The 22,816-nt window shown below is 30.1% G+C and carries 19 protein-coding genes, 2 tRNA genes and 4 pseudogenes; 14 read left to right on the top strand and 11 right to left on the bottom strand.

The features are described from left to right. Positions 1-5 precede the first annotated feature (5 nt). Complete coding sequence (locus tag V6C74_RS08750) at positions 6-1,364, top strand: TrkH family potassium uptake protein (RefSeq protein WP_002452891.1); 1,359 nt, start codon at positions 6-8, stop codon at positions 1,362-1,364. A 180-nt stretch (positions 1,365-1,544) separates the two neighbouring features. Then, on the top strand, positions 1,545-3,053 hold the full coding sequence (locus V6C74_RS08745) for a bifunctional UDP-sugar hydrolase/5'-nucleotidase (protein WP_002452892.1): 1,509 nt from the start codon (positions 1,545-1,547) through the stop codon (positions 3,051-3,053). A gap of 95 nt (positions 3,054-3,148) precedes the next feature. Here the strand turns inward: V6C74_RS08745 and V6C74_RS08740 are convergent, their stop codons facing one another. Continuing rightward, positions 3,149-3,751: a CPBP family glutamic-type intramembrane protease gene (locus V6C74_RS08740; RefSeq protein ID WP_016898798.1), complete on the bottom strand. Its 603-nt coding sequence runs from the start codon at positions 3,749-3,751 to the stop codon at positions 3,149-3,151. Between the two features lie 5 nt (positions 3,752-3,756). Further along, positions 3,757-3,942 carry a DUF2187 family protein gene (locus V6C74_RS08735; protein WP_002433441.1) on the bottom strand — a complete coding sequence of 62 codons (186 nt, stop codon included), beginning with the start codon at positions 3,940-3,942 and terminating at the stop codon, positions 3,757-3,759. A gap of 204 nt (positions 3,943-4,146) precedes the next feature. Here V6C74_RS08735 and V6C74_RS08730 point away from each other — a divergent pair, with 204 nt between their 5' ends. After that, positions 4,147-5,133, top strand: coding sequence for a lipoate--protein ligase (locus V6C74_RS08730; protein WP_002452895.1), 987 nt, complete (start codon positions 4,147-4,149; stop codon positions 5,131-5,133). Positions 5,134-5,212: 79 nt separating this feature from the next. Here the strand turns inward: V6C74_RS08730 and V6C74_RS08725 are convergent, their stop codons facing one another. Continuing rightward, on the bottom strand, positions 5,213-5,431 hold the full coding sequence (locus V6C74_RS08725) for an IDEAL domain-containing protein (protein WP_002452896.1): 219 nt from the start codon (positions 5,429-5,431) through the stop codon (positions 5,213-5,215). 218 nt (positions 5,432-5,649) lie between these two features. Here V6C74_RS08725 and V6C74_RS08720 point away from each other — a divergent pair, with 218 nt between their 5' ends. The 3 genes from V6C74_RS08720 to V6C74_RS08710 all read left to right on the top strand — a co-directional run bounded on the left by V6C74_RS08720 (position 5,650) and on the right by V6C74_RS08710 (position 6,575). Next, a complete protein-coding gene (locus V6C74_RS08720) occupies positions 5,650-6,225 on the top strand; it encodes a competence protein ComK (RefSeq protein ID WP_049389109.1) in 576 nt (191 codons plus the stop codon). A gap of 183 nt (positions 6,226-6,408) precedes the next feature. After that, positions 6,409-6,483 (top strand) — tRNA-Asn (locus V6C74_RS08715). Between the two features lie 3 nt (positions 6,484-6,486). Next, positions 6,487-6,575 (top strand) — tRNA-Ser (locus tag V6C74_RS08710). Between the two features lie 512 nt (positions 6,576-7,087). On the opposite strand, the pseudogene V6C74_RS08705 reads toward V6C74_RS08710, so the two are convergent. The 5 genes and pseudogenes from V6C74_RS08705 to V6C74_RS08685 all read right to left on the bottom strand — a co-directional run. Continuing rightward, positions 7,088-7,228: pseudogene (locus tag V6C74_RS08705) on the bottom strand (Ltp family lipoprotein); the annotation flags it as partial. A 30-nt stretch (positions 7,229-7,258) separates the two neighbouring features. Beyond that, positions 7,259-7,372 (bottom strand): annotated as a pseudogene (locus tag V6C74_RS08700) (Ltp family lipoprotein); the annotation flags it as partial. Positions 7,373-7,432: 60 nt separating this feature from the next. Beyond that, positions 7,433-7,534, bottom strand: a pseudogene (locus tag V6C74_RS08695) (hypothetical protein); the annotation flags it as partial. 682 nt (positions 7,535-8,216) lie between these two features. Then, positions 8,217-8,888 carry an Ltp family lipoprotein gene (locus V6C74_RS08690; protein WP_002452899.1) on the bottom strand — a complete coding sequence of 224 codons (672 nt, stop codon included), beginning with the start codon at positions 8,886-8,888 and terminating at the stop codon, positions 8,217-8,219. A 215-nt stretch (positions 8,889-9,103) separates the two neighbouring features. Further along, positions 9,104-9,262, bottom strand: a complete 159-nt coding sequence (locus tag V6C74_RS08685; RefSeq protein ID WP_016898796.1) for a hypothetical protein — start codon at positions 9,260-9,262, stop codon at positions 9,104-9,106. Between the two features lie 1,035 nt (positions 9,263-10,297). On the opposite strand from V6C74_RS08685, the gene V6C74_RS08680 reads away from it, so the two are divergent. The 3 genes and pseudogenes from V6C74_RS08680 to V6C74_RS08670 all read left to right on the top strand — a co-directional run bounded on the left by V6C74_RS08680 (position 10,298) and on the right by V6C74_RS08670 (position 14,740). Continuing rightward, complete coding sequence (locus tag V6C74_RS08680; protein WP_016898795.1) at positions 10,298-10,435, top strand: gallidermin family lantibiotic; 138 nt, start codon at positions 10,298-10,300, stop codon at positions 10,433-10,435. Positions 10,436-10,521: 86 nt separating this feature from the next. Then, positions 10,522-13,503, top strand: a pseudogene (locus V6C74_RS08675) (lantibiotic dehydratase). Next, complete coding sequence (locus V6C74_RS08670) at positions 13,496-14,740, top strand: lanthionine synthetase C family protein (RefSeq protein ID WP_002452903.1); 1,245 nt, start codon at positions 13,496-13,498, stop codon at positions 14,738-14,740. Before V6C74_RS08675 ends, V6C74_RS08670 begins: the two are co-directional and overlap by 8 nt. A 252-nt stretch (positions 14,741-14,992) precedes the next feature. Here the strand turns inward: V6C74_RS08670 and V6C74_RS08665 are convergent, their stop codons facing one another. Beyond that, positions 14,993-15,607: a winged helix-turn-helix domain-containing protein gene (locus V6C74_RS08665; protein ID WP_002452904.1), complete on the bottom strand. Its 615-nt coding sequence runs from the start codon at positions 15,605-15,607 to the stop codon at positions 14,993-14,995. Positions 15,608-16,112: 505 nt separating this feature from the next. Next, on the bottom strand, positions 16,113-16,241 hold the full coding sequence (locus V6C74_RS08660; protein ID WP_353770116.1) for an SAR1012 family small protein: 129 nt from the start codon (positions 16,239-16,241) through the stop codon (positions 16,113-16,115). Positions 16,242-16,440: 199 nt separating this feature from the next. Here V6C74_RS08660 and V6C74_RS08655 point away from each other — a divergent pair, with 199 nt between their 5' ends. Further along, positions 16,441-16,992: a GNAT family N-acetyltransferase gene (locus V6C74_RS08655; RefSeq protein ID WP_016898793.1), complete on the top strand. Its 552-nt coding sequence runs from the start codon at positions 16,441-16,443 to the stop codon at positions 16,990-16,992. 56 nt (positions 16,993-17,048) lie between these two features. On the opposite strand, the gene V6C74_RS08650 is transcribed toward V6C74_RS08655, so the two are convergent. Next, positions 17,049-17,987, bottom strand: coding sequence for a 1,4-dihydroxy-2-naphthoate polyprenyltransferase (locus V6C74_RS08650; protein WP_002452906.1), 939 nt, complete (start codon positions 17,985-17,987; stop codon positions 17,049-17,051). A 178-nt stretch (positions 17,988-18,165) separates the two neighbouring features. On the opposite strand from V6C74_RS08650, the gene V6C74_RS08645 reads away from it, so the two are divergent. The 4 genes from V6C74_RS08645 to menB are packed head-to-tail and all read left to right on the top strand — an operon-like array spanning position 18,166 to position 22,788. Next, complete coding sequence (locus V6C74_RS08645; protein ID WP_039973772.1) at positions 18,166-19,527, top strand: isochorismate synthase; 1,362 nt, start codon at positions 18,166-18,168, stop codon at positions 19,525-19,527. Continuing rightward, the gene (gene menD / locus V6C74_RS08640) at positions 19,514-21,187 is read left to right on the top strand and encodes a 2-succinyl-5-enolpyruvyl-6-hydroxy-3-cyclohexene-1-carboxylic-acid synthase (protein ID WP_103175558.1); all 1,674 of its coding nucleotides are present in this window, start codon (positions 19,514-19,516) and stop codon (positions 21,185-21,187) included. The genes V6C74_RS08645 and menD overlap by 14 nt, the downstream gene beginning before the upstream one ends. Next, positions 21,174-21,977, top strand: a complete 804-nt coding sequence (gene menH / locus V6C74_RS08635; protein ID WP_002452909.1) for a 2-succinyl-6-hydroxy-2,4-cyclohexadiene-1-carboxylate synthase — start codon at positions 21,174-21,176, stop codon at positions 21,975-21,977. The genes menD and menH overlap by 14 nt, the downstream gene beginning before the upstream one ends. Next, positions 21,970-22,788, top strand: a complete 819-nt coding sequence (gene menB / locus V6C74_RS08630; protein WP_002452910.1) for a 1,4-dihydroxy-2-naphthoyl-CoA synthase — start codon at positions 21,970-21,972, stop codon at positions 22,786-22,788. Before menH ends, menB begins: the two co-directional genes overlap by 8 nt. Positions 22,789-22,816: the final 28 nt, after the last annotated feature.

Raw genomic sequence — 22,816 nt, 5'->3', positions numbered from 1 at the left:
AATTTATGTCTATATTAAGTCAATTACTTAAGAAATCAAGTCCTCAACAAGGGATTGTTCTTTATTATCTCTTTGCCATTGTGGTTGCATTTCTATTATTAAATTTACCTTATGTGCACAAACAAGGAGTGGATGTAAATCCTATAGATACACTATTTGTCGCGGTTTCTGGAATTAGTGTTACCGGGTTAACACCAGTAAATATAGTTGATACTTATTCTACCTTTGGACAAATAATAATTTTGATTATATTAAATATCGGTGGAATAGGTGTCATGGCTATTGGTACATTACTCTGGGTAGTGTTAGGTAAGCACATTGGTATAAGAGAACGTCAACTTATCATGTTAGATAACAATAAAGACACGATGAGTGGTACAGTAAAATTAATTTTAGAAATTGTGAGAACAATATTTGTAATTGAACTGGTAGGCGCATTATTATTAGCTTTTTACTTTTATCGAGATAATCCTGATTTAAAACATGCTTTTATGCAAGGTGTATTTGTATCGGTTTCAGCCACAACTAATGGTGGTTTAGATATAACGGGGGAATCTCTCGTGCCATATGCAAAAGATTATTTTGTGCAAACAATAGTTATGTTTTTAATTGTTTTAGGCTCTATAGGATTTCCGGTGCTTCTTGAACTTAAAGCATACATAAAGAATAGAGTGACTAATTTTAGATTTTCATTATTTACTAAAATAACAACTTCTACATATCTATTTCTATTCGTATTTGGTGTGTTATCTATATTGTTATTGGAACATAATCATGCCTTCAAGGGTTTGAGTTGGCATCAGGCTCTATTTGATTCATTATTTCAGTCTGCGACTACACGTAGTGCTGGCTTACAGACAATTGATGTGTCACATTTCAGTGATGCCACAAATATTATAATGAGTATATTAATGTTCATTGGGTCTTCTCCAAGTTCAGTTGGTGGAGGTATCCGTACTACGACATTTGCTATCCTTATTCTTTTTATTATCAATTTTAATAATACTGCTGACAAAACAGGTATCAAAGCCTTTAATAGAGAAATTCATATTATGGATATTCAGCGTTCGTTTGCAGTATTTACAATGGCTTCAATTTTAACGTTTGTAAGTATGATTATTATTGCTGCTACTGAACAAGGTAAACTGACGTTTATTCAAATATTTTTCGAAGTGATGTCAGCTTTCGGTACTTGTGGCTTGAGTTTAGGTGCTACAGACGATATCAGTAATTTAACTAAAATTGTACTTATGATTCTGATGTTCATCGGACGTGTCGGCTTAATATCGTTTATCATTATTTTAGCTGGACGTAAAGAACCTGATAAATTTAGCTATCCTAAAGAACGGATACAAATTGGATAATTGTTATATCAATACTTCTGGTAAATGAATATTATTTATCAGAAGTGTTTTTATGTTTTGATAAGTATTTAATTATACATTCTATTTTGTTTCCCGAAGGCATTATTTGAAATACTTTTATATTAATTACACTACAAGATATTTACATGTTAAACTAACTTTAATGAGAGGAGTGGCTAGATGGAAAAAAATGAAAATATTACAGTGGATGTGATTGCAACATCTGATATGCATAGTCACTTCTTAAATGGGGACTATGGATCAAATATATACAGAGCTGGTACGTATGTAAAAGATGCACGTAATCAAAATAAACATGTTATTTTACTAGATAGTGGAGGCAGTTTAGCTGGCTCATTGGCAGCATTTTATTATGCTGTAGTAGCTCCTTATAAGCGTCATCCTATGATTAAATTAATGAACGCTATGCAATACGATGCTAGTGGTATAAGTCCTAATGAATTTAAATTTGGTTTATCATTCTTGACACGTTCAGTTGCGTTAGCCCGTTTTCCTTGGTTATCTGCAAATATAGAATACACTGTGACTCGAGAACCATATTTTTCAACACCGTATACAATAAAAAATTATGATGATTTAAAGATAGCCATTGTAGGATTAACAGCTGATGGTTTAATGAAAAATGAATATGCTGAAATGGAAGACGATGTTAGTATTGAAAAGACGCTTCTATCAGCTAAGCGTTGGATTAGATATATTCATGAGGTTGAGGAACCAGATTTTCTTATAGTCATTTATCACGGTGGTCTTAATAAAATTAGTAATCAGAATAAAAGAAACGAAAGAAATGCTAATGAAGCTGAAAAAATTATGGAAGAATTAGGTGTTATTGATTTAATTATTACAGCTCATCAACATCAAACCATTGTTGGTAAAGATCATGAAACAGTTTATGTACAAGCAGGTCAAAATGCTGAAGAGTTAGTACATTTATCAATTCATTTTAAAAAGCGGACTAGTTCATATGAAATAGATAATATTGAATCTAAAGTGATAGATTTAAATGACTATAATGAAGATGAAGCTTTATTAAATGAGACACATTATGATCGTAAAGCTGTTGAGTATTGGGCAGATGAAATTATATCTAATAACAAATTTAACTTGGCAATTGATAGTATTGAAGACATTATTTGTCAGCCACATCCATTTGCACAATTGCTTCATGATGGCATAAAAACTGCTTATAATCATGAAATCTCATGTGTACATCTACCTATAAATGGTGAGGAAGGACTAAGTGGCGTAGTTCGTAATAGGGATTTATATGAGGCATATCCTCATCCAGACAAACCTGTTGATCTGACAGTTAGAGGAAAAAATATCAAAGACATTTTAGAGTATAGCTACTCCCACATAGAATTTGAACAAGGAAAATTAAGTTTAACAATTGTTGATGAAACGTTATTTACATTCTGGCAAGGAATTAATTATACAGTCGACATGAATCAAGAACCATACCAACGAGTTAAAATAGAAAATATAGATGAAGAACAAATGTATAGAATTACAATGACAGATTACTGTTATAGAAATTACAAAGATTACTTGAAAGATGCGATTGTTCATGAAACCCATGATGAAACAATGGGGGGACTGATTAGAAATAATTTAAAAAAAGCAGATTACAATATTAAAGTAACGAATAATTTTAAGGTTAATCTTTAATTTTCCTCTATATATATAACAACGGTATAAGCAATGAAATTACTTCAATAAAAAAGCATTTCTTAACCCGCAAGAGTAGGGTTAAGAAATGCTTTTTATCCATGAAATATTAATAATAATATGATAGCAACAATTTGAGCTATAGAAGTTGTTGCTATTCGTCTAGTATATTCATAACTTAATGATAAAATGATTTGAGTTACAAAGATAAAGAATACAATCCACCAATTATCAAGATAGATAAATAATGAACTTGAACAGATTGCGACAATTAATATGCTTACCCATTTAGGTAAATTGAAACGAATTAATTCCTTTTGTAAAACAGTTCGCATATATAACTCATGGCATGGAATTACAAATAGTAATGTAACGAGCATTTGCCATTTGAAATAAACGCCTGTTCTTGATAATTCTTTGATTAATGATGCGTACGATAATTCTGATGAAATAAGTGAAAAAATGAGTTGTACGATTATAAGTACAATACTTGTAATTATACCAATTCCAATTGAAGTTAATAATCGTTTTGATACAATGTCTCTTTGATAAAAAACATAACTTATTCCTGCTATTAGCATAATGCCAGTATATAAGTACCAGTACTCTTGGTGTTCACCCCACATCACAAATAAAATTGCGTGAAAGACGATGAAGCTTATAATAAACCAAATTAAAGCTTTAGAAACATTTTTCATTATAATTAACCTTCTTGTTCAACGATTTTATATCGCTTATGATTAATGACAGTTTTCTCAGGTAAATCTAATTCATTAAAGTTTTCCATAATTGTTAAGTCTACAATAACAGAATTGTCATTAATTTTCTCTACACGGCCTCTTAAACCGTCATAAAATTCTACAATATTACCTACTTCTGCAACAGTCATAATGACTCCTCCCTTAAATCATAGCTAGATAATATTGTACTAAAATTTACATAACAAATAAACTAATATCCTTAAAAAACTAAGATTGTTATATATAAATATGAAAAGTAAGACATAAATGAGTAAATAATTGGAATTTTTAATATAAATCATTCATAACTAGGGTAAGGGCATATAGAAAGACACTTTAAGGAGAGGAATGTTATGAAGTTTATTAGTAATAATAATATTACTGATCCAACGCTCAATCTAGCTATGGAGGAATATGTTCTTAAGCATCTTCCAGCTGAAGAAAGTTACTTTTTATTCTACATTAATAGACCTTCAATCATAGTAGGTAAGAATCAGAATACAATTGAGGAAGTTAATAAAGAATATATTGATAAAAATAATATTGATGTTGTACGTCGTATATCCGGCGGTGGTGCCGTTTATCACGATACAGGTAATCTGAACTTCAGCTTTATCACTGATGACGATGGAAATAGCTTTCACAATTTTAAAAAATTTACAATGCCAATTGTACAAGCTTTACAATCTTTAGGTGTTAATGCTGAAATGACGGGTCGTAATGATATTCAAGTTGGTGAAGCTAAAATTTCAGGGAATGCGATGGTAAAAGTTAAAAATAGAATGTTTAGTCATGGCACGCTAATGTTAAATTGCGAACTTGATGAAGTTCAAAATGCTTTAAAAGTAAATCCTGCTAAAATTAAATCTAAAGGTGTTAAATCTGTTAGAAAAAGAGTGGCTAACATTGATGAATTTTTAGAAGAACCACTAGATATTAATGAGTTTAAACAAATTATTCTAAAGACTATTTTTGGGGAAAATGAAGTAGAAGAATATGTATTAACTGATGACGATTGGACTAAAATCAAACAGTTAAGCGACGAAAAATACCGCACTTGGGAATGGAATTATGGTAAAAATCCTAAATATAATTTTGAGCGTGAAGAAAAATTTGAAAAGGGATTTATTCAAATTAAATTTGATGTTAAAAAGGGACGTATTGAACATGCGAAAATATTTGGAGACTTCTTTGGTGAAGGTGATGTAACTGAACTTGAATATGCATTGGAAGGTTGTTTACATGATTTCGAGCATATCGAGGAAGCATTATCCAATTATGATCTTTATCATTATTTTGGTGATATTGATAAATATGAAATTATAAGATTAATGTCTTAAATATTATAAAAAAGGTCTATTCTCAACACTTAAATTAAGTAGGGAATAGACCTTTTATAATGAGTGACTCGAATCTAATTTATTCACTGAGAAAAGCCTCCAATTTTTTATATTCATCCGTATACTGTCTGAAATCTTTCTCATTCTTATTTACTAGTGCTTCATCGATAAGAGTCTCGAGTTTTTTCTTCCTAGCTTCTCGTAATGCTTCATCAATTACAAGTTCTACACCTAAATCATTTACCGTTGTTACAAAGTCTTCAAGTGTAGTGTATTTTACATTTGTATTATGATTCATGAAAATCACTACCTTTCTTTTTTATTGATATATGAGTAGTATACAGTTTTTAATTTTTGAAATCAATGAATATTCTGACATTTTAAAAGAAATATGTGTAAAAAGAAAATAAAAGTATAACTTGACTTAATTTGAAGCTCGTATAAAATAATATTAAGTTATTATTATTAAAAGAAAATAGTAACAATAATTAATTTTTTGTGAAGTGAGGTAATCGAATGACTAATTTTAGTGAATCAATCTATGTTATTAGAAAAGGTGATATGTTAATTCGACCAAGGTATGATGAATATCAACAAACTTCAGGGGCAGAAATTATAAGATTTGATAAATCACGAAAGGAAAGTCCATTTAAAGTACAAAGAATTATTGAAAGGTCCTGCAAATTTTATGGTAATAGCTATCTAAGTAAAAAATCTGAAACTAATAGAATTACAGGTATCTCTAGTAAACCACCTATTTTACTTACTCCATTATTTCCAACTTATTTTTTCCCAACACATTCTGATCGTCAAGATGAAAACATCTGGATAAACATGCATTATATTGATAGCATCAAAGAACTAAAAAATCGTAAAAGTAAAGTGATATTTGCTAATAGTGAATCATTTATATTAAACGTTTCTTATCATAGCTTATGGCATCAATATACGAACGCGATTATTTATTATTATATGGTAGATAAACATGCACGTATGAAATCAAATAACCCAGAACAACTCATTGATTATAACCAATCATCGTTAAATATATTTGAAGCTCTTTCAAGGTATTCACTTTTAGATGATAAGTAGACACTTTTTTAATACTTTAGCTACTCATATTTAGCATAAAATTGTTTGTTTAATTTTAAAATATGCGGAACGTTAATATTAAATTAGTGTAAATGTTCCGTATATTTTTTTAAGATTTCTCTTGAAAAACTGAACAGGATTGATATAATAATATTTGTGCTTGATAGAGATAAATTACATTAATCCGCAGTAGCTCAGTGGTAGAGCTATCGGCTGTTAACCGATCGGTCGTAGGTTCGAATCCTACCTGCGGAGCCATATGGAAACGTACTCAAGTTGGCTGAAGAGGCGCCCCTGCTAAGGGTGTAGGTCGCGAGAGCGGCGCGAGGGTTCGAATCCCTCCGTTTCCGTACAATAGTAAAAATTAATAGACTTTTATTTTACTAAATTTTGTTAGAACGTTGTTAAATCAACGTTCTTTTTTATTTTGGTAAAAATCTGTAAAAGTCTGTTTTAAACATTTTGGTCAATTCGTGGTCAATATTACTTGAGTTTTTGTTAAATTGTCGGTCTCTTTGACGGTTTAAATTTTTTTCATATTATCTAGCTTTGTAAGTTTTTCACTTTTTTAGTACTTCCTATAAATGGTGATAAATATGTCATGTTATTTAAATACTGTCATAATCGTGTTTTTTACATACAAATTGAAATGTAAAATTTTGAAAGTAACCTGGTCAAATATTGCCGTATAGTTTTGGCTAAATAAATTATCTGTGTTAAAAATTGAGTATATGTTTTAACCTCTTTTTTCATAATCTATTTTGTATCAAGCTTTTATGCTACTTGTTATGTTCTTCTCTATAAATTCTTTTCTATAAAAATGATAAAAAAATAAGGGTAGACGTGCTACCCTAAAATGGAATTATTTTTCTAGATGATCTACAGCATATTGCGCTTCTTCTTTAGTAAATTTCTCACCGTAAGATGAAGTTAGTTGGTTAAATACCGCATCTTTTGACATATTTTGTTGTTCAACGTAATCCTTTGCCTTCTTCTTAGCGTTTTCTTTGTAGTTCGCTTTTAAATGTTCTATTGCATAATTGGCATCTTTTTCTTTAAATTTCTCACCTGCATCAGATGTTAATTGATCATATATTCCTTGTTTTGACATGTGCATTGTATCTGAATATATTTTTGCTTTATTCAAAGCGGCTTTTTCCTGAGAAGTAGCATTAGTATCATTTGGACTATTGTTTGAGTTAGTGGTAGTTATACTGGCTGTACAAGCTGAAATGCCTATAATGATTAAAATAACTAAAACTAAACATCCACCGCAACCCCATAGCCAACCTTTCTTAGAATTCTTTTTTTGTCCATTCATTTTCTGATATTCTTGAAATTGTTCCTGATGTCTTTCTTGTTGATACTTATTGTAGTTTTCTTCCATCTTTTTACTCCCTTTTAATAAGTTTTAAAGTCATGCACACTGAAATCATCAATAATCACATTACATCAACTTCATGTTGAGATTTGAGGTTAAAATCTAATTTGTTTATTACCTATTAAAAGATGATATTGTCATTATTGAGATGTATCTATTTGAATGAAAGGTGTAACCATATTTCAATGAATAATTAATTGGTAACAGCATCACATTCAAAATATTCCTTCTTTATAAATTTTATTTTAGATATTTCTATAAAACAACGAAACTAAGAGTATTGCTTGCTTTAATTTATATATATTAGAAATATAGTGGTAAACTTTATAAAAAAATAATATGGATTTATTATACCAAAATATCAGCAGATAAGTTAACGTTTTTTATTAATGTTTCATTAACTATTGGTTATTCTCACTTAATTTATTTTACTTAGATTAAGAAGAATAAAACTCATTTTATAGATTTTTTGCTACTTTAAATTTAAAAAGCGTTTGACATATTCTATTTTAAAATTAAAATAGGCGAAGTTTACTATTAATTTCCTATGCTCATTCTTATAATTACTCTCATTTTAAGTGTTATAGAGACAGTAATTCGTCCTCAAGAACTAATTATCTAGATGGTCTACAGCATATTTTGCCTCTGATTCAGTGAATTTTTCGCCATATTCAGATATTAATATATCGTAAATTGCATCATTAGACATGTTCATATCTTTAGCATACGATTTCGCTTTTTCTAAAGCATTTTTCTCATAATTAGCTTTTAGATGATCAATAGCAAATTGTGCATCTTCTTTATTAAACTTTTCCCCATATTCCGAAGTTAAAATGTCATATATTCCTAGTTTAGACATATGCATATCTTTAGAGTATGATTTTGCTTTTTCAAGTGCTGCTTTTTCTAAACGTGTACCTTCAATATTTTTGTCATCATCTTCTTTAATTGTAGTATTATTATCCTGTTTAGAATTATCATTTGTTTCTTCATCTTTACTATTATCATCAGAATTTATATTTTTTGTTTCATTAGCGTTATCTTTAGTTTCATTATCAGTAGTTTCGGTAGATTGTGTTTCATGATTATCGGTTTTGATGCTACCAACATAAGTTGTACTAGATAACGCTATAACCACTATTGCCACTGTTACAATTGTCTTTGCAACAGATGGCCATTTACTATATCGCCACATTAAAAATAAACCTAGTGGAAAAATGAATATTAAAGTTAAAACTATAAACCATTCTTGCTTGTACCACGGTGTTGATTCTTGTTGCATAAAAATATCCTCCTATGTATCAATTTGATAAATTGTTAGTTTTTTAAATTGTAATATATTGAGAAAAGGTAAATTAGAATATTTAATAGTATACAAATAAAGATTTAAATCAAAGTAGTGGGAAGTTTGGAAAACATACTCAGTTTAAGTAGGATAGTGCAGTTGTTGGATATAACTACATACTCTATTTGATTTAAAGAGATTAAAAAAATACTTTATTGTTTTGAATAATAAGAATCAGATGTTTCTCTAATGTAAGCAGTCAATGATAAGCTTTCATCAGTATATAAATCATTTTCTAAGATTAAATATTCTAATTTGGTAAACATCTCTATATATTTAATATTATCAATCAGCTCCTTGTATTCATGCATAGTTCTCATACCTTTTTTAGTTTTAGAAATTGTATATTTATTATTTGTTTTTAAACATCAACTCCTATTAAAAGTTCAAATTATGCATAATTTTTATATAAAAAAGAGAACACACTCATACTAATGGTTATTTATTAGTAAATTAGCGTTCTCTTTATTTTTAGCTATATTTAGATTTTTAATTCTAAGATATTTATGAATTTCTCATCGCTTTGTAAAAAATATATAGTCAGTTAAATGTGTAGTAATAATTTTACTTTAAGACTTTTTTAGTCGATTACTAATGATAATTCTTATTTAAGAACCTACTTAAAGCCTATGAGCATATTATATATAATATTAAACAAAAGTTCGATAAGAAAATTCTAGAATATGAAATTAAAACATTGTGAAACTTTTGTTTAATAGTGAAATAAAAAATTTAAAGTGTTCAAACAACAGTTAAAATTAAAGGACTAAAACGAGTTATGGTTATTAATCTTTAGTATTGAGGGATTGAGTTGCTAATGGTAAATAGGCATATAGTATATAAAGCAATTCAAATAAGTTAGTCTTGTCAAGAAATTTTTCAGCTTCACGTACTATAAAGCCACCTAACCTTTATTGTGGTTTATAAAAAGATAAAGATGATGATAATTTGTAAGATAAATTTATTATGAGTTGTCATTGAATATGAACATTTAAACTTGATTTGTTAGGTGCCGCTATTATGTTAGTGACTATTATAGGGTTAATGAGTATGAAACTTTCTTAATTAAGATTTTATTTTAATATAAATACTTGAATTGAATATCTTAATTTTTAGTTGGAGCCATGACTTTATAGTCATGGCTTTTTTAATATGTAATTTTTTTAGAGAGTATGTAAGATAGCATTGTATTCTTGTTATTTAATAAAGTTAATCCTAAATCAAATTATTATATTATTACACATATGTAATAATAATGATAAAATATAGAAATATTTTTAAACTCGTATTAATATGTAACTGAAAAGAATTTAAATATTCTTTTAAAAATTTTAAGGAGTGGTTCAATGAAAGCTGTTAAAGAAAAGAAAGAACTTTTTGATCTTGACGTTAAAGTAAATGCGAGAGAAATCAGTAATTCAGAATCAGATCCGCCAAATACAAGTTTAATTTGGTGTACACCAGGTTGCGCTAAAAACTTGTAATTCTCTAGTAAAAAGTGTTGATTTAAGTGCAATGTTTGAGCAGAGTTCCTTATAAAGGGCTCTGCTTTATTTTTAGAGGTGAATAGATGAAAAGTATTTTTAATACATCGAATTATTACATTATTAGAGCCCCTTTACTTCCTGTATCTATTTATAAAAATTATTTAAAAAATGATGAAATAGATTACTCCTCTTTTTTCAAAAACAAAATTATTGAAGAAACCATTATGACTACTACATATCATTTATACAAAAGCTTAACTAAAATTTCATATGATAGTGAGACTAAAAAAGCGCGTAATGCTAAAGAGAGCTTTTTAAAGTATCTTATTAGAATGAGTACGAGAGGAACGCCATATGGATTGTTAAGTGGTATATCTTTAGGGCAATTTGATGAGAAACCTAATATTCAAATACAAGAAGATATTAATTACTATTATAAAAGCGTTAAAATCGATGGTTCATGGTTATGTAAATTAATTCATTTTTTAGAAAGAAATTATGATTATTATCAAGATAGTTTAGTCATTTGGAATGAAAGAAATTACATTACTGAGCAGCGCATTTATTTAGATAATCAAACATGTTTAATTCAAGAAAATAATAAAGAACGCGTCTCTATCAAAAATAATGATTTACTTAAGTTCATTAAACAAAGTTTGCATGAAGATTTAACATTTAAAGACCTAATAAAATTAATTTCAGAGAAGTTTTTAATTGAGGATGAGAATGAAATAAAACGTTTTATACAAAGTTTATTAGACAAAGAAATAATCTTTACTAGCTTGAGGACTGCCTTAAAAAAAGAAAACCTGTTAGATTATCTATTATGCCTTTATAGAGACGTTAATAATGATTTTATAAGATCACTTCAGTTGATACATTTTGAAATTATGAAGTACCAAATTATGGAAATTGGAGAGGGGAAGACGACCTTTTTAAGAATTAGAGAGTTGATGAGCGGTTTATTTAAAGCTAAAGAATATATTCAAATTGATACTAAAATTCAAACTAAAAATAATTATTTAAGTAACGAAATTGCTGAAAATATAAGTGAAGCGGCATATCTACTTTGGTTACTTTCTCCTAATGACTTGGAAATTAGCACTAATAATGATTTCCATTATAATTTTTTGGAAAAATACGGTTTAGAACAAATTGTAAATTTAAAGGAATTACTTTCTGATATCAATGGTATGGGTTATTCCACAAATGAAGATAAGCCAATAAAAAATGATATTCCATTTTTGAAAGATAAATATTATTATGCACTATCTCATAATGAAGAGATAGAAATCACTGAGAAAGAACTCTTAGATTTAGAAAAGAAAAACACTGTTCCTGTGGAAAGAGCACCTTTAACTACAGAAATATATAGTGAATTTTATTATGGAAATATGATAAATGGATATGATGAATTTTTAGTAATTAGTCCTATCGTATCTTCTTTCAATGCCGGAGCAACGATGGGACGATTTTCACAAGAAATTGATAGAGATTTACGTAGTCAATTAGATAACGAAATATATGAACAATACCTTCAATATAGTAATAAAAATGATACTGAGGTTATCCATATAAATGAGATACCTAAATATGCTAGAAATTTAAATATCAATCATTCTGGTACTACTCAATTCAAAGAATTAGATTTAGATATGCCGTATAATTCATTTGTGTTAGATGATTTATTCGTTGGAAGTACTTTTGATCAATTATATTTATTTTCTAAAACTTTAAATTCAAGGGTTATATTTATAACACATTCTATGTTGAACTATGTTTTATGTTCTAATTTATATAGGTTTTTGAGAGAAGTGTCTATAGGTAATACAAGATTTATTCAACCTATCAAGGACAATGGAATTGAGGGGTTTAATTATTGTCCTAGAATTAGATATAAAAATGTAATTTTAAAACCAGCAACATGGAAATTAAATAAAGATATGTTCACCAGTAGTGAAAAAGAAAATTGGATTGAACAATTTCGAAAGATTCAACAATATTATAATATTCCCAATGATGTCACGATGGCTTATGGAGATAATAGGTTAACTATTGATTTGTCTAATTATGCACATATTTCTATATTGAAAAAGGAAATTGAAAAGCAAGGTAGGCTAAGTCTGTTAGAGGATTTTATATCAAAGTCTAACAATGATAGAGTTATAGAAATTGTGACACCAATATATAGAAAAGTTAAACCCAATGAAAAAAGAATATCTATTCCTAAAAATATTTATAAGCGATTGGAGACTAAGAGGAAATGGTTTTCAATACATTTATACATTGATGAAAACTACCAAAATGATTTTATAATTCAACATATCTTACCGTGTTTAAGAGAACTTTTAGATAATAATCATGTAGAAAGTTTCTTTTTCATTAAATATAAAGAAAATGAACATTTCATTAAACTCCGATTATTAAGTAAACAAAATAACTCAATGCATTTGTATTATGTTATGTTGCAACGGAAACAAAAGTGGCTTAATGAATCTGAATTATCTAATTCTGCAATTGTTGATTACCAACCAGAATTCAACAGGTATGGTGGCATTGAAACAATTGAAGTTATTGAGGATTATTTTATGTATGATAGTTGGTTGGCAATTCAAATAATTGATCAAACATTTAATTACCCTAAAGAATTTATTGTAGCTATAAGTCTTATTTTCTTAGTGAATGAATTATAAATAAGCCAAGAAGAAATAAATGAAATTAGATATAACAATGTTGAAAATCTATATCGTAATAATGAGATAAGAGAATATAAAAATGAGATGGTTAAACTTACGAACCCTAAGGATAATTATCACTATTTACATGAAAAGCTACCCAAACTTCATCAAATTTTATATAACAACTATAAAGAAATAGAAAAATTGAAAGTTGCTTTAAGTAAAAATTTATCTACACCTAGAACACATATAATTGGCAGTATAATTCATATGAGATGTAATAGAATATTTGGAGTTAATAGAGATAAAGAGAAATTTGTACTTTCTATTTTTAACGAAATAGAGAAGACTAAGAAATACTGGCGTGGTGAGACAGTAAATGAATAACATCGAAGAAATAATGAAAAGAGAAGTAAAATTCTTATCTCACTTTGGAAGTGCTACATCTCAATTTGAGAATAAGAGTGAGTGTTGGAGTTCTTATACATTGTCTCATGGTTACCCTGGAGTGATATTGTTCTTAAATGAATTTCAAAATTTATACAACGTTAACCTTGATGAATTAATACATAAATATGTGTCGAGATTAGGTAAAGAATTAGAAAGAGGAATAGAAGGTTATTCATTGTTTAGCGGTATATCAGGTGTAGCATTCTCAATTGACGTGATTTCAGATAATACTATGCACTATCAAAGCATTTTACAGACACTAGATGATTATTTAATCGAGTTTATCAATAGAAAAATGAAATGTTTAGATATGGACGCAAATCCAAAAGAATATGATGTGGTAAGAGGCTTAGCCGGTATGGGTAGGTATTTGCTAAATAGAGTAGAGGCTAATCCAAAGGTTATATCTAGTTTAATAAAAATAATGAATCATTTTAGAGATATACATTATTCAAAAAGCCACTGGATTGTTTCAAGAGAAAACCAGTTTTTAGATATAGATAAAGAAAGGTTTTCTTTAGGAAATATTAATTTAGGTTTAGCTCATGGAATATTAGGTCCATTCTCGCTCTTAGCTCTTAGCAAATTAAAAGGAGTAGAAATAGATAATCATACGAGGTTACTGTCTGATATTACGGAATATTTATTTAGGACAGAATTCCAAAATAAGTTGGGATGGCTTGATCGCTATGATATAGCAGAAAAGTATTATCCAACGTACTCCGTAAGAAATGGCTGGTGTTATGGAGATACTGGAATAATGAATACAATTTGGCTATTAGGTTTAGCTTTAAATAATGATACGCTCATAGAAAAAGCTAAAAATCTAATAATTAAAATTGTTAGATTAAATAATGATAATTTAGTGAGTCCAACGTTTTGTCATGTTCTTTCATCTCATTTAACTATTTTAAATAATGTAAATAGATATTTTAATATAGAAGAAGTTAATAGTTATCTTGAATTAATCCAAGAAAAGATATTGTCACTTTATTCTTATGGAAATCAGTTTATGTTTCATGATATCGAGTTAGATAATAAACAGAAACTATTTAAAAATAAGGTTGGTTTATTAGAAGGACAGATAGGTGTTCTTTTATCATTATTAGATTATCAAAGTAGGCACACTGACTATTTAGAAAAAGGTTGGAAAAACATGTTTTTAATTAGCTAGTTATGAGGACGCGTTAATATATTGATGGCTCGTGAAAGATTAGGGCTTCAATCGCAATATAATAGTTTATTAAATAACAATGTTTTTTATTTTTTTGAAAATAAAACTTTTTAACTCAATATCTAAGATTATGAACTTCATTCATCGGAACAAGTACTCTAGACGTTTAATTTTAAATATTAAATCCTCAAAGTATTAAGACTTCAATTACTTTGAGGATTATTTTTGATTATGTACTGATGGCAAGTACAATTACCTATCTTTTATTACTAATTTGTAGCCTGTAGACCTTTTGTTGACAATTTCCAAATTATTGCAAGTTTGAAGATGATATCTTAATCTGTGAATGTAAACATTTATTGTATTAGAGTCTACATATTCTAGGGTATCCCAAACTTGAATTTTTAAATCTTTGCTAGAGACGTATTGATTCATATGTTGATATAGGTAATTTAAAATTTGCAGTTCAATGTGAGATAGTGCATATTTTTTATCATTAAAAATAAATAATTGTTTCTCAAAATCGATGAGCAATTTAGGTCTAAGGTAATGTAAATGCTTTTTTATTTCGTTAATAATGAGACACTCTATCGAACAATCATCTTCGTCATTGATGATGACATACAAAGCTACACCTTTTTCATAAAAATAATACTTTCTGTCTCTATTATTATTTTTAGTTATTACGATGATAGGTAATGAACTAACTTTATTTTCTATCATTTGATCATATTCATTACTTGATTCCCAAATGATAAGCAAATCTGGATTGGTGGTTTTTGAATTAATGACAATGCAATCATTGATTTCTAGTATTTTTTCTTTTGTTATTTTATTTAAAGAAGGCAAAATTTGAATATTAAACACTTATAACTACTCACTCCTTTAATAAACTTTGAAATATTTAATATGTCATTGTAGTACTTACTCTCTCTATCTTTTTCTTTTAGCATTTTTTCACCTCATTTGATTTTAGTAATTTAAGAAATCTCGGTAGATAAGGGGAAATAAAATCATTATTTAGAAAATTCCGATTATTAATCATAATTACTAATAAATGCAACTCTTTAATATTAATAAATTGCTATAACAACTAGCATGACTTGATTAGATTGAATTGGTCCTCTTACACTAATATTTTATCTGAATTTTACATTATATATTGTAAGGGTTTTCAATCGAATATTCCATAAAATTTTAAATAAAGATTTCGACATTTTTATTACATTACTTCAATGAATATCTTTTAATTATTAATACATATTTTTATTTAATAAAAAGTCGAACTAACCGCATGTGATTAGTTCGACTTAAAATAAATATAGTGTTTTTACACCTAAAACATATTCCCATTAATTAAACTTATAAGGTTTTACTTTTCTTTGTTCTCATTGTTATTGCTGTTGTCTGATTTTCCAGATTTCCCAGATATGAGGTTTCTTATGGCTTTGACAATATAGCCTGTGATTAAAATTCTAAACACTCTTCTTATAATATCCATAATTATTCTCCCTTATATAATTGATTTATTATTCATACTTACCCCTGATTGTAGTTTATTAAAAGTAATTTTAAGAATTTTTTAAAAAATCCATAGTTTAATTCACTCTTCAATTTAGTCCCAAGTTAGTAATAATTTTATTAAATCACAGAGATTATATATAATAGCATTGCAACCTATTTAAAAAGGGGAATGAATGATGATTAGAAGAGCGCGTCCAAGTGATAATAGGCAAATTGCTAAATTGTGTTACATCATATGGCAAGATATGGAGCTAGAACTTACACAAACGTTTACCAAAGAACGTGTCATTGAGGCGATAGAACTAAGCATTGTGAATGTTAAATACCGTACGTATTATGAGCATATTTGGGTATATGAAAAAGAAGGTGTCGTGGCTGGTTGTATCATTGCTTATCCAGGTGAAAAAGAGCTAGATTTAGAGCGACAATGGTTGAATTTACCGCTTGAAGAGGATATTCGTGAACTAGGCACACCATTACCGCAACAAGAAGCTTATAATGATGAAATTTATATTGAAGCGGTAGCTACTTTTCCTGAATACAGAGGTCAAGGTATCGCTACGCAATTGTTAAAACATTTAATTGATACTGATAAACATGCGAAATGGAGTTTGAATTGTGATTATGACAATGAGGGTGCTTTTAAACTTTATAGTAAATTAGGTTTTAAAGAAAATGGAGATATTGATTTGTATGGACATCAGTATCATCACATGACATTAAATTAAAAAACTCGACATTGAAATATCATTTCATTGCCGAGTTCATTTTCAAAAGTATTAAATTAAATTGCGCCTAAAAGTGCACTAATATATATTCCTAATGCATATAAAAGACCAAATATTGTGTTGGTCTTACCTGTAGCTGCCATAGCTGGCATCATAGTAGCTGGCGTATCGTTCTTATTGAAACGTCTTACAGCTTTAATTGGCATAGGGAAAGATAATAACACTAATAAGTAAAATAGTGATCCTGGAGCTTTGAATAGTGCTGTGAAAATTACGAACACATAAGCAACTATATACATGGCTGCCATGAAAATCACAGAGGCACGTTTACCTAATAAAATAGGTAAAGTTTTTCTGCCGCTTTCTTTATCTTTAACACGATCACGGATATTGTTTGCCATATTAATAAGTCCAATTGTAATAACGATTGGAATACTAATCCAAAAGGCATAACCTTGAACATTTCCAGTTTGAATAAAGAATGATAACACTATAATAATCATTCCCATAAATAAACCGGAAAATAGTTCGCCAAATGGTGTCCATGAAATAGGAATAGGTCCACCAGTATAAAGATAACCAATTGCCATACAAACGATACCGACTGGAATAATCCAGAATGAACTTTGTATAGCTAAAAAGATACCTAATAATGCTGCAATAATATAAAATGCAATCGCTATGTTCATGACAAGTTTTGGACTCATACCATTGCGTACGATAGCGCCACCAATACCTACAGAGTTATGATCATCAAGACCTTTTTTGAAATCATAATATTCATTAAACATGTTTGTTGCAGCTTGTATTAATAAACATGCAAGAAGCATAGCTAGGAATAAGCTGAATTTCAAATGGTCTTCACTACCAAGTAGGTAAATCTTTGCTGTAGCTGTTCCGACTAAGACCGGGATAACTGCAGCGGTTAAAGTATGAGGTCTCATCAATTGCCAGTATTTCTTAACAGTTGAATATTGTTGATATTGATCTGCCATAATATGCATAACCTCTTATTTATATAGTTTTAACATAAATATTTTAAAAGAATCGTAGATAAAGGTCAATTGACGTGAAAAATTGCATGTTTAGTTTAAGCAAGAATGATAACACATTAATACAAAAATGATACAATATACTAATGAGTAAAATTCGAAGGAGAAAGAAGTGAAAAGAATGGCTGTGAATGTAAAAGAAGAAGACATTGTCGATAAGTTGTATGCGAGTACCAAGGACTGGGTATCTGTTGAAACTGAATTAAATAGAACAATTGATCCAAGTACTTTATTTCATTTAACAGAACAAGATGCTGGCGACCGCTTTTATATGCGCTTGAATGACAATCATTCTTCATATTTTGGATATCATGAAGTTCAAAGGTTTAAAAATAACTTTGAAAATAAGCAGTCTATCTTTAGGGAATGGGAAAAATTAAAAAATGAGATTGAATTGATACATCCTAATACAAGTCAACATCACTTAAGATTATGTGGTGGATTTCAATTTTCAAGTCATAAATCAGACGATGAGTGGCGAGAGTATGGATTAAATCACTTTGTATTACCTAAAGTATTGATATCTATTGAAGGGGACCGCACATTCATCACTTATACTACTGAACGTCAAGATTTTAATATTGAAACTTTCAAAGAAGTAGTTTCATATTTTGAAAATACTGAAGTTAACGAAACAGAAGATAGCCTGGGAGATGTCACACGTGTAGAAGACATCTACAAAGATGACTGGCGAGAACTCGTTGAAGAAGCGATTGACACAATTGATGAAACGAAAAAAATCGTACTCGCACGTAGACGTTTAATAAAATTTGATAAAGATATTAATATTCCTTACGTTCTAAATCAAGCTTTAAAAAATGAGAAGAATAGCTATATGTTCTTATTAGAATCAAATCAATCTATATTCTTTTCACAAACGCCTGAACAATTGATTAAAGTTCAAGATGGCGTGCTTTCGACAAAGGCTGTCGCGGGAACGATTAAACGTTCGCACAACGAAGTAGAAGATGAAGCGAATATTAAAGCTTTCTTAAAAGATAAGAAAAACTTAGGTGAACATCAATTTGTAGTGGAAAGTATCTTGAATGATATTAAGCCGTTCGTACAAGATGTAGAGTACAATGAAACACCTAATATTTTAAAAAATGATCATTTATATCATTTATACACAGAGATCAAGGGTCATTTAAACGATAAATCATACATTGGATTAATTGATTGCTTACATCCTACACCAGCTTTAGGTGGTTATCCAAAGGACGAGGCATTAGAATTTATTGAGAATAAAGAATTTGGAACGCGAGGACTGTATGGTTCTCCGGTAGGCTACATTGACGTTTATGATGATTGCGAATTTATAGTCGCGATTCGTTCGATGTTAATTAAAGGAGACCAAGCTACATTATTTGCAGGTTGCGGAATTGTTAAGAATTCTGATCCTGATAGCGAAGTCGCTGAAACGGCAGTTAAATTTTCACCAATGATGAATGCATTAGGAGTAGATAATTATGACAAATCATAGCGATGCATTGACGCAACAAGTTTTCACATTTGCGTCGGAATTATATGCATATGGCGTACGTGAAGTGGTGATTAGCCCGGGTTCACGTTCAACGCCGTTAGCTCTTGCATTTGAGGCACATCCGAAAATTAAAACCTGGATACATCCTGATGAACGAAGCGCAGCATTTTTCGCATTAGGACTTATTAAAGGAAGTAAAAAACCAGTCGCGATATTATGTACGTCAGGAACAGCAGCTGCGAACTATACACCAGCCATCGCTGAAAGCCAGATTAGTAGATTGCCTTTAATCGTATTAACAAGCGATAGACCTCATGAATTGCGTAGTGTGGGTGCACCTCAAGCGATTAATCAAGTGAACATGTTTAGTAACTATGTTAATTTCCAATTTGATTTACCTATCGCAGATGGTAGTACGCAATTGCTAGACACGATACATTATCAGATGCAGATTGCAAGCCAATATCTATATGGACCGCATCGTGGTCCAATACATTTCAACATGCCATTTAGGGAGCCTCTGACTCCTGATATGAATCGTGTTGATTTACTCACATCCGAGAATAAAACATTACCACACTATCAAAAGAGTATTGCTGTACATGATATTAGTGCGACATTACAGAAGAAAAAGGGACTTATTATTGTTGGAGATATGCAACATCAAGAGGTCGATCAAATTCTGAAATACTCTACAATTTATGACTTGCCTATATTGGCTGATCCATTGAGCCAATTACGTAAATATAACCATCCTAATGTGATTACCACATATGATTTACTCTATCGTGCAGGTTTGGATTTAGATGTAGACTTTGTTATTCGTGTTGGTAAACCTGTGATTTCTAAAAAGTTAAATCAATGGCTTAAACGAACATCAGCTTATCAAATATTAGTACAAAATAATGATAAAATTGATGTATTTCCAACACCACCACATATATCTTATGAAATTTCAGCGAACGATTTCTTTAGATCATTAATTGAGGAAGAGAGTGTTCAACGTAAAGATTGGTTAGAATTGTGGCAATCATTAGAACAACAATCTCGCATTGAAATTAAAGATTACTTGAATCATGCAACTGATGAAGCTGCTTATGTGGGTGAACTGATTCATAAATTATCAAAAGAAGATGCGTTTTTCGTTGGAAATAGTATGCCGATTCGAGATGTTGATAATTTAATGTTTGAAACTGAAGCGGAAGTTTATGCAAATCGCGGCGCAAATGGTATTGATGGCGTTGTCTCAACCGCGATAGGTATGGCAGTTCATAAGAATGTGACGCTCTTGATTGGAGATTTATCTTTTTATCATGATATGAATGGTTTATTAATGGCGAAATTAAATGATATTCATATTAATATTGTGCTTGTTAATAACGATGGTGGTGGTATCTTCTCTTATTTACCACAAAAAGATTCAGCGAATGAATATTTCGAGAAATTATTCGGCACACCTACAGGTTTAGACTTCGAGCATACTGCGCTATTATATGATTTTACTTTTGATCGCTTTGAAAACTTAACAGATTTTAAATACATGGAATTATCAGCGATGGGTTCTCATATATATGAAGTATTAACAAGTCGAGAAGATAATTTACAACAACATCAAATTTTATATAAGAAATTGAGTGATATCGTTAATGTTAAATTATAATTTTTTTAAATCTCAAAATGATAGCAAACAATTACTTGTGATGTTGCATGGGTTTATTAGTGATTCAACGACGTATGACAGTCATATTGAACAACTTAGCCAACATGTGAACGTATTAACTATTGATTTACCCGGACATGGTAAGGATACTTCAGACATGAATGATACTTGGGATTTCCCGTATATTGCTCATGCACTTGATGAGGTATTGTCTCAATATGACATGTATGACGTGTACCTACTTGGTTATTCTATGGGCGGCCGCGTAGCGCTATACTATGCTTTGAATGGCAGTGTAGCGCTACGTGGGCTGCTCTTAGAAAGTACTTCAGCGGGGATTCAATCGGAAGCGGATAAAGTGGAACGTGTTCAAGTGGATGCTGCTCGTGCGAAGGTGCTTGAAATTGCTGGATTGGAAATCTTTGTGAATGATTGGGAGAAGTTGCCGCTTTTCCGGTCGCAGTATGAATTGGATGCTGAGGTGCGAAAGGCTATTAGGGCGAATCGAATGAGCCAGAACCCTGTGAGGTTGGCTAAAGCGCTTCGTGATTATGGTACGGGCAATATGCCGAATCTTTGGCCACACGTGTCGTCGCTAAGTGTTCGTACGTTAATTTTAACTGGTGAAAAAGACGAAAAGTTTGTTCAAATAGGACAGAAATTAAAAGAGGAAATACCTAATAGTCATACTGTGCAAGTTTCAGATGTTGGGCATACAATTCATGTGGAAGATAGTGCGGAATTTGATACAATAATATTAGGTTTTTTAAAGGAGGAGCAAAATGACTAGACAGTGGGAAACACTTAGAGAATATGATGAAATTAAATATGAATTTTTCGAAGGGATTGCAAAGGTAACGATTAATCGTCCTGAAGTACGTAATGCGTTTACACCTAAAACAGTCGCTGAAATGATTGATGCATTCTCACGTGCACGTGATGATCAAAATGTATCAGTTATTATCTTAACTGGTGAAGGAGACAAAGCATTCTGTTCAGGCGGAGATCAAAAGAAACGTGGTCACGGTGGTTATGTAGGTGAAGATGAGATTCCTCGTTTAAATGTATTAGATTTACAACGTTTAATTCGCGTTATTCCAAAACCGGTTATCGCAATGGTTAGAGGCTATGCTATTGGTGGCGGTAACGTATTAAATGTAGTTTGTGACTTAACTATCGCTGCAGACAATGCAATCTTTGGTCAAACTGGACCTAAAGTAGGTTCATTCGATGCTGGTTATGGTTCTGGTTACTTAGCGCGTATCGTTGGTCATAAAAAAGCGAGAGAAATTTGGTACTTATGCCGTCAATACAATGCTCAAGAAGCTTTAGATATGGGCTTAGTTAATACAGTAGTACCTTTAGATAAAGTTGAAGACGAAACAGTTCAATGGTGTAAAGACATGATGAAACATTCACCAACTGCTTTACGTTTCTTAAAAGCAGCTATGAATGCCGATACAGACGGTTTAGCTGGTTTACAACAAATGGCTGGAGACGCAACACTACTTTACTACACAACTGATGAAGCGAAAGAAGGACGCGACGCTTTCAAAGAAAAACGTGATCCTGACTTTGACCAATTCCCTAAATTCCCATAAGCGTTTAGTGAGAATATAAATAAATCCA

The organism is Staphylococcus capitis subsp. capitis (genome assembly GCF_040739495.1).
Classification (GTDB): domain Bacteria; phylum Bacillota; class Bacilli; order Staphylococcales; family Staphylococcaceae; genus Staphylococcus; species Staphylococcus capitis.
The sequence above is the reverse complement of the archived record's forward strand: the minus strand, read 5'-3'. Positions and strand labels throughout refer to the sequence as shown.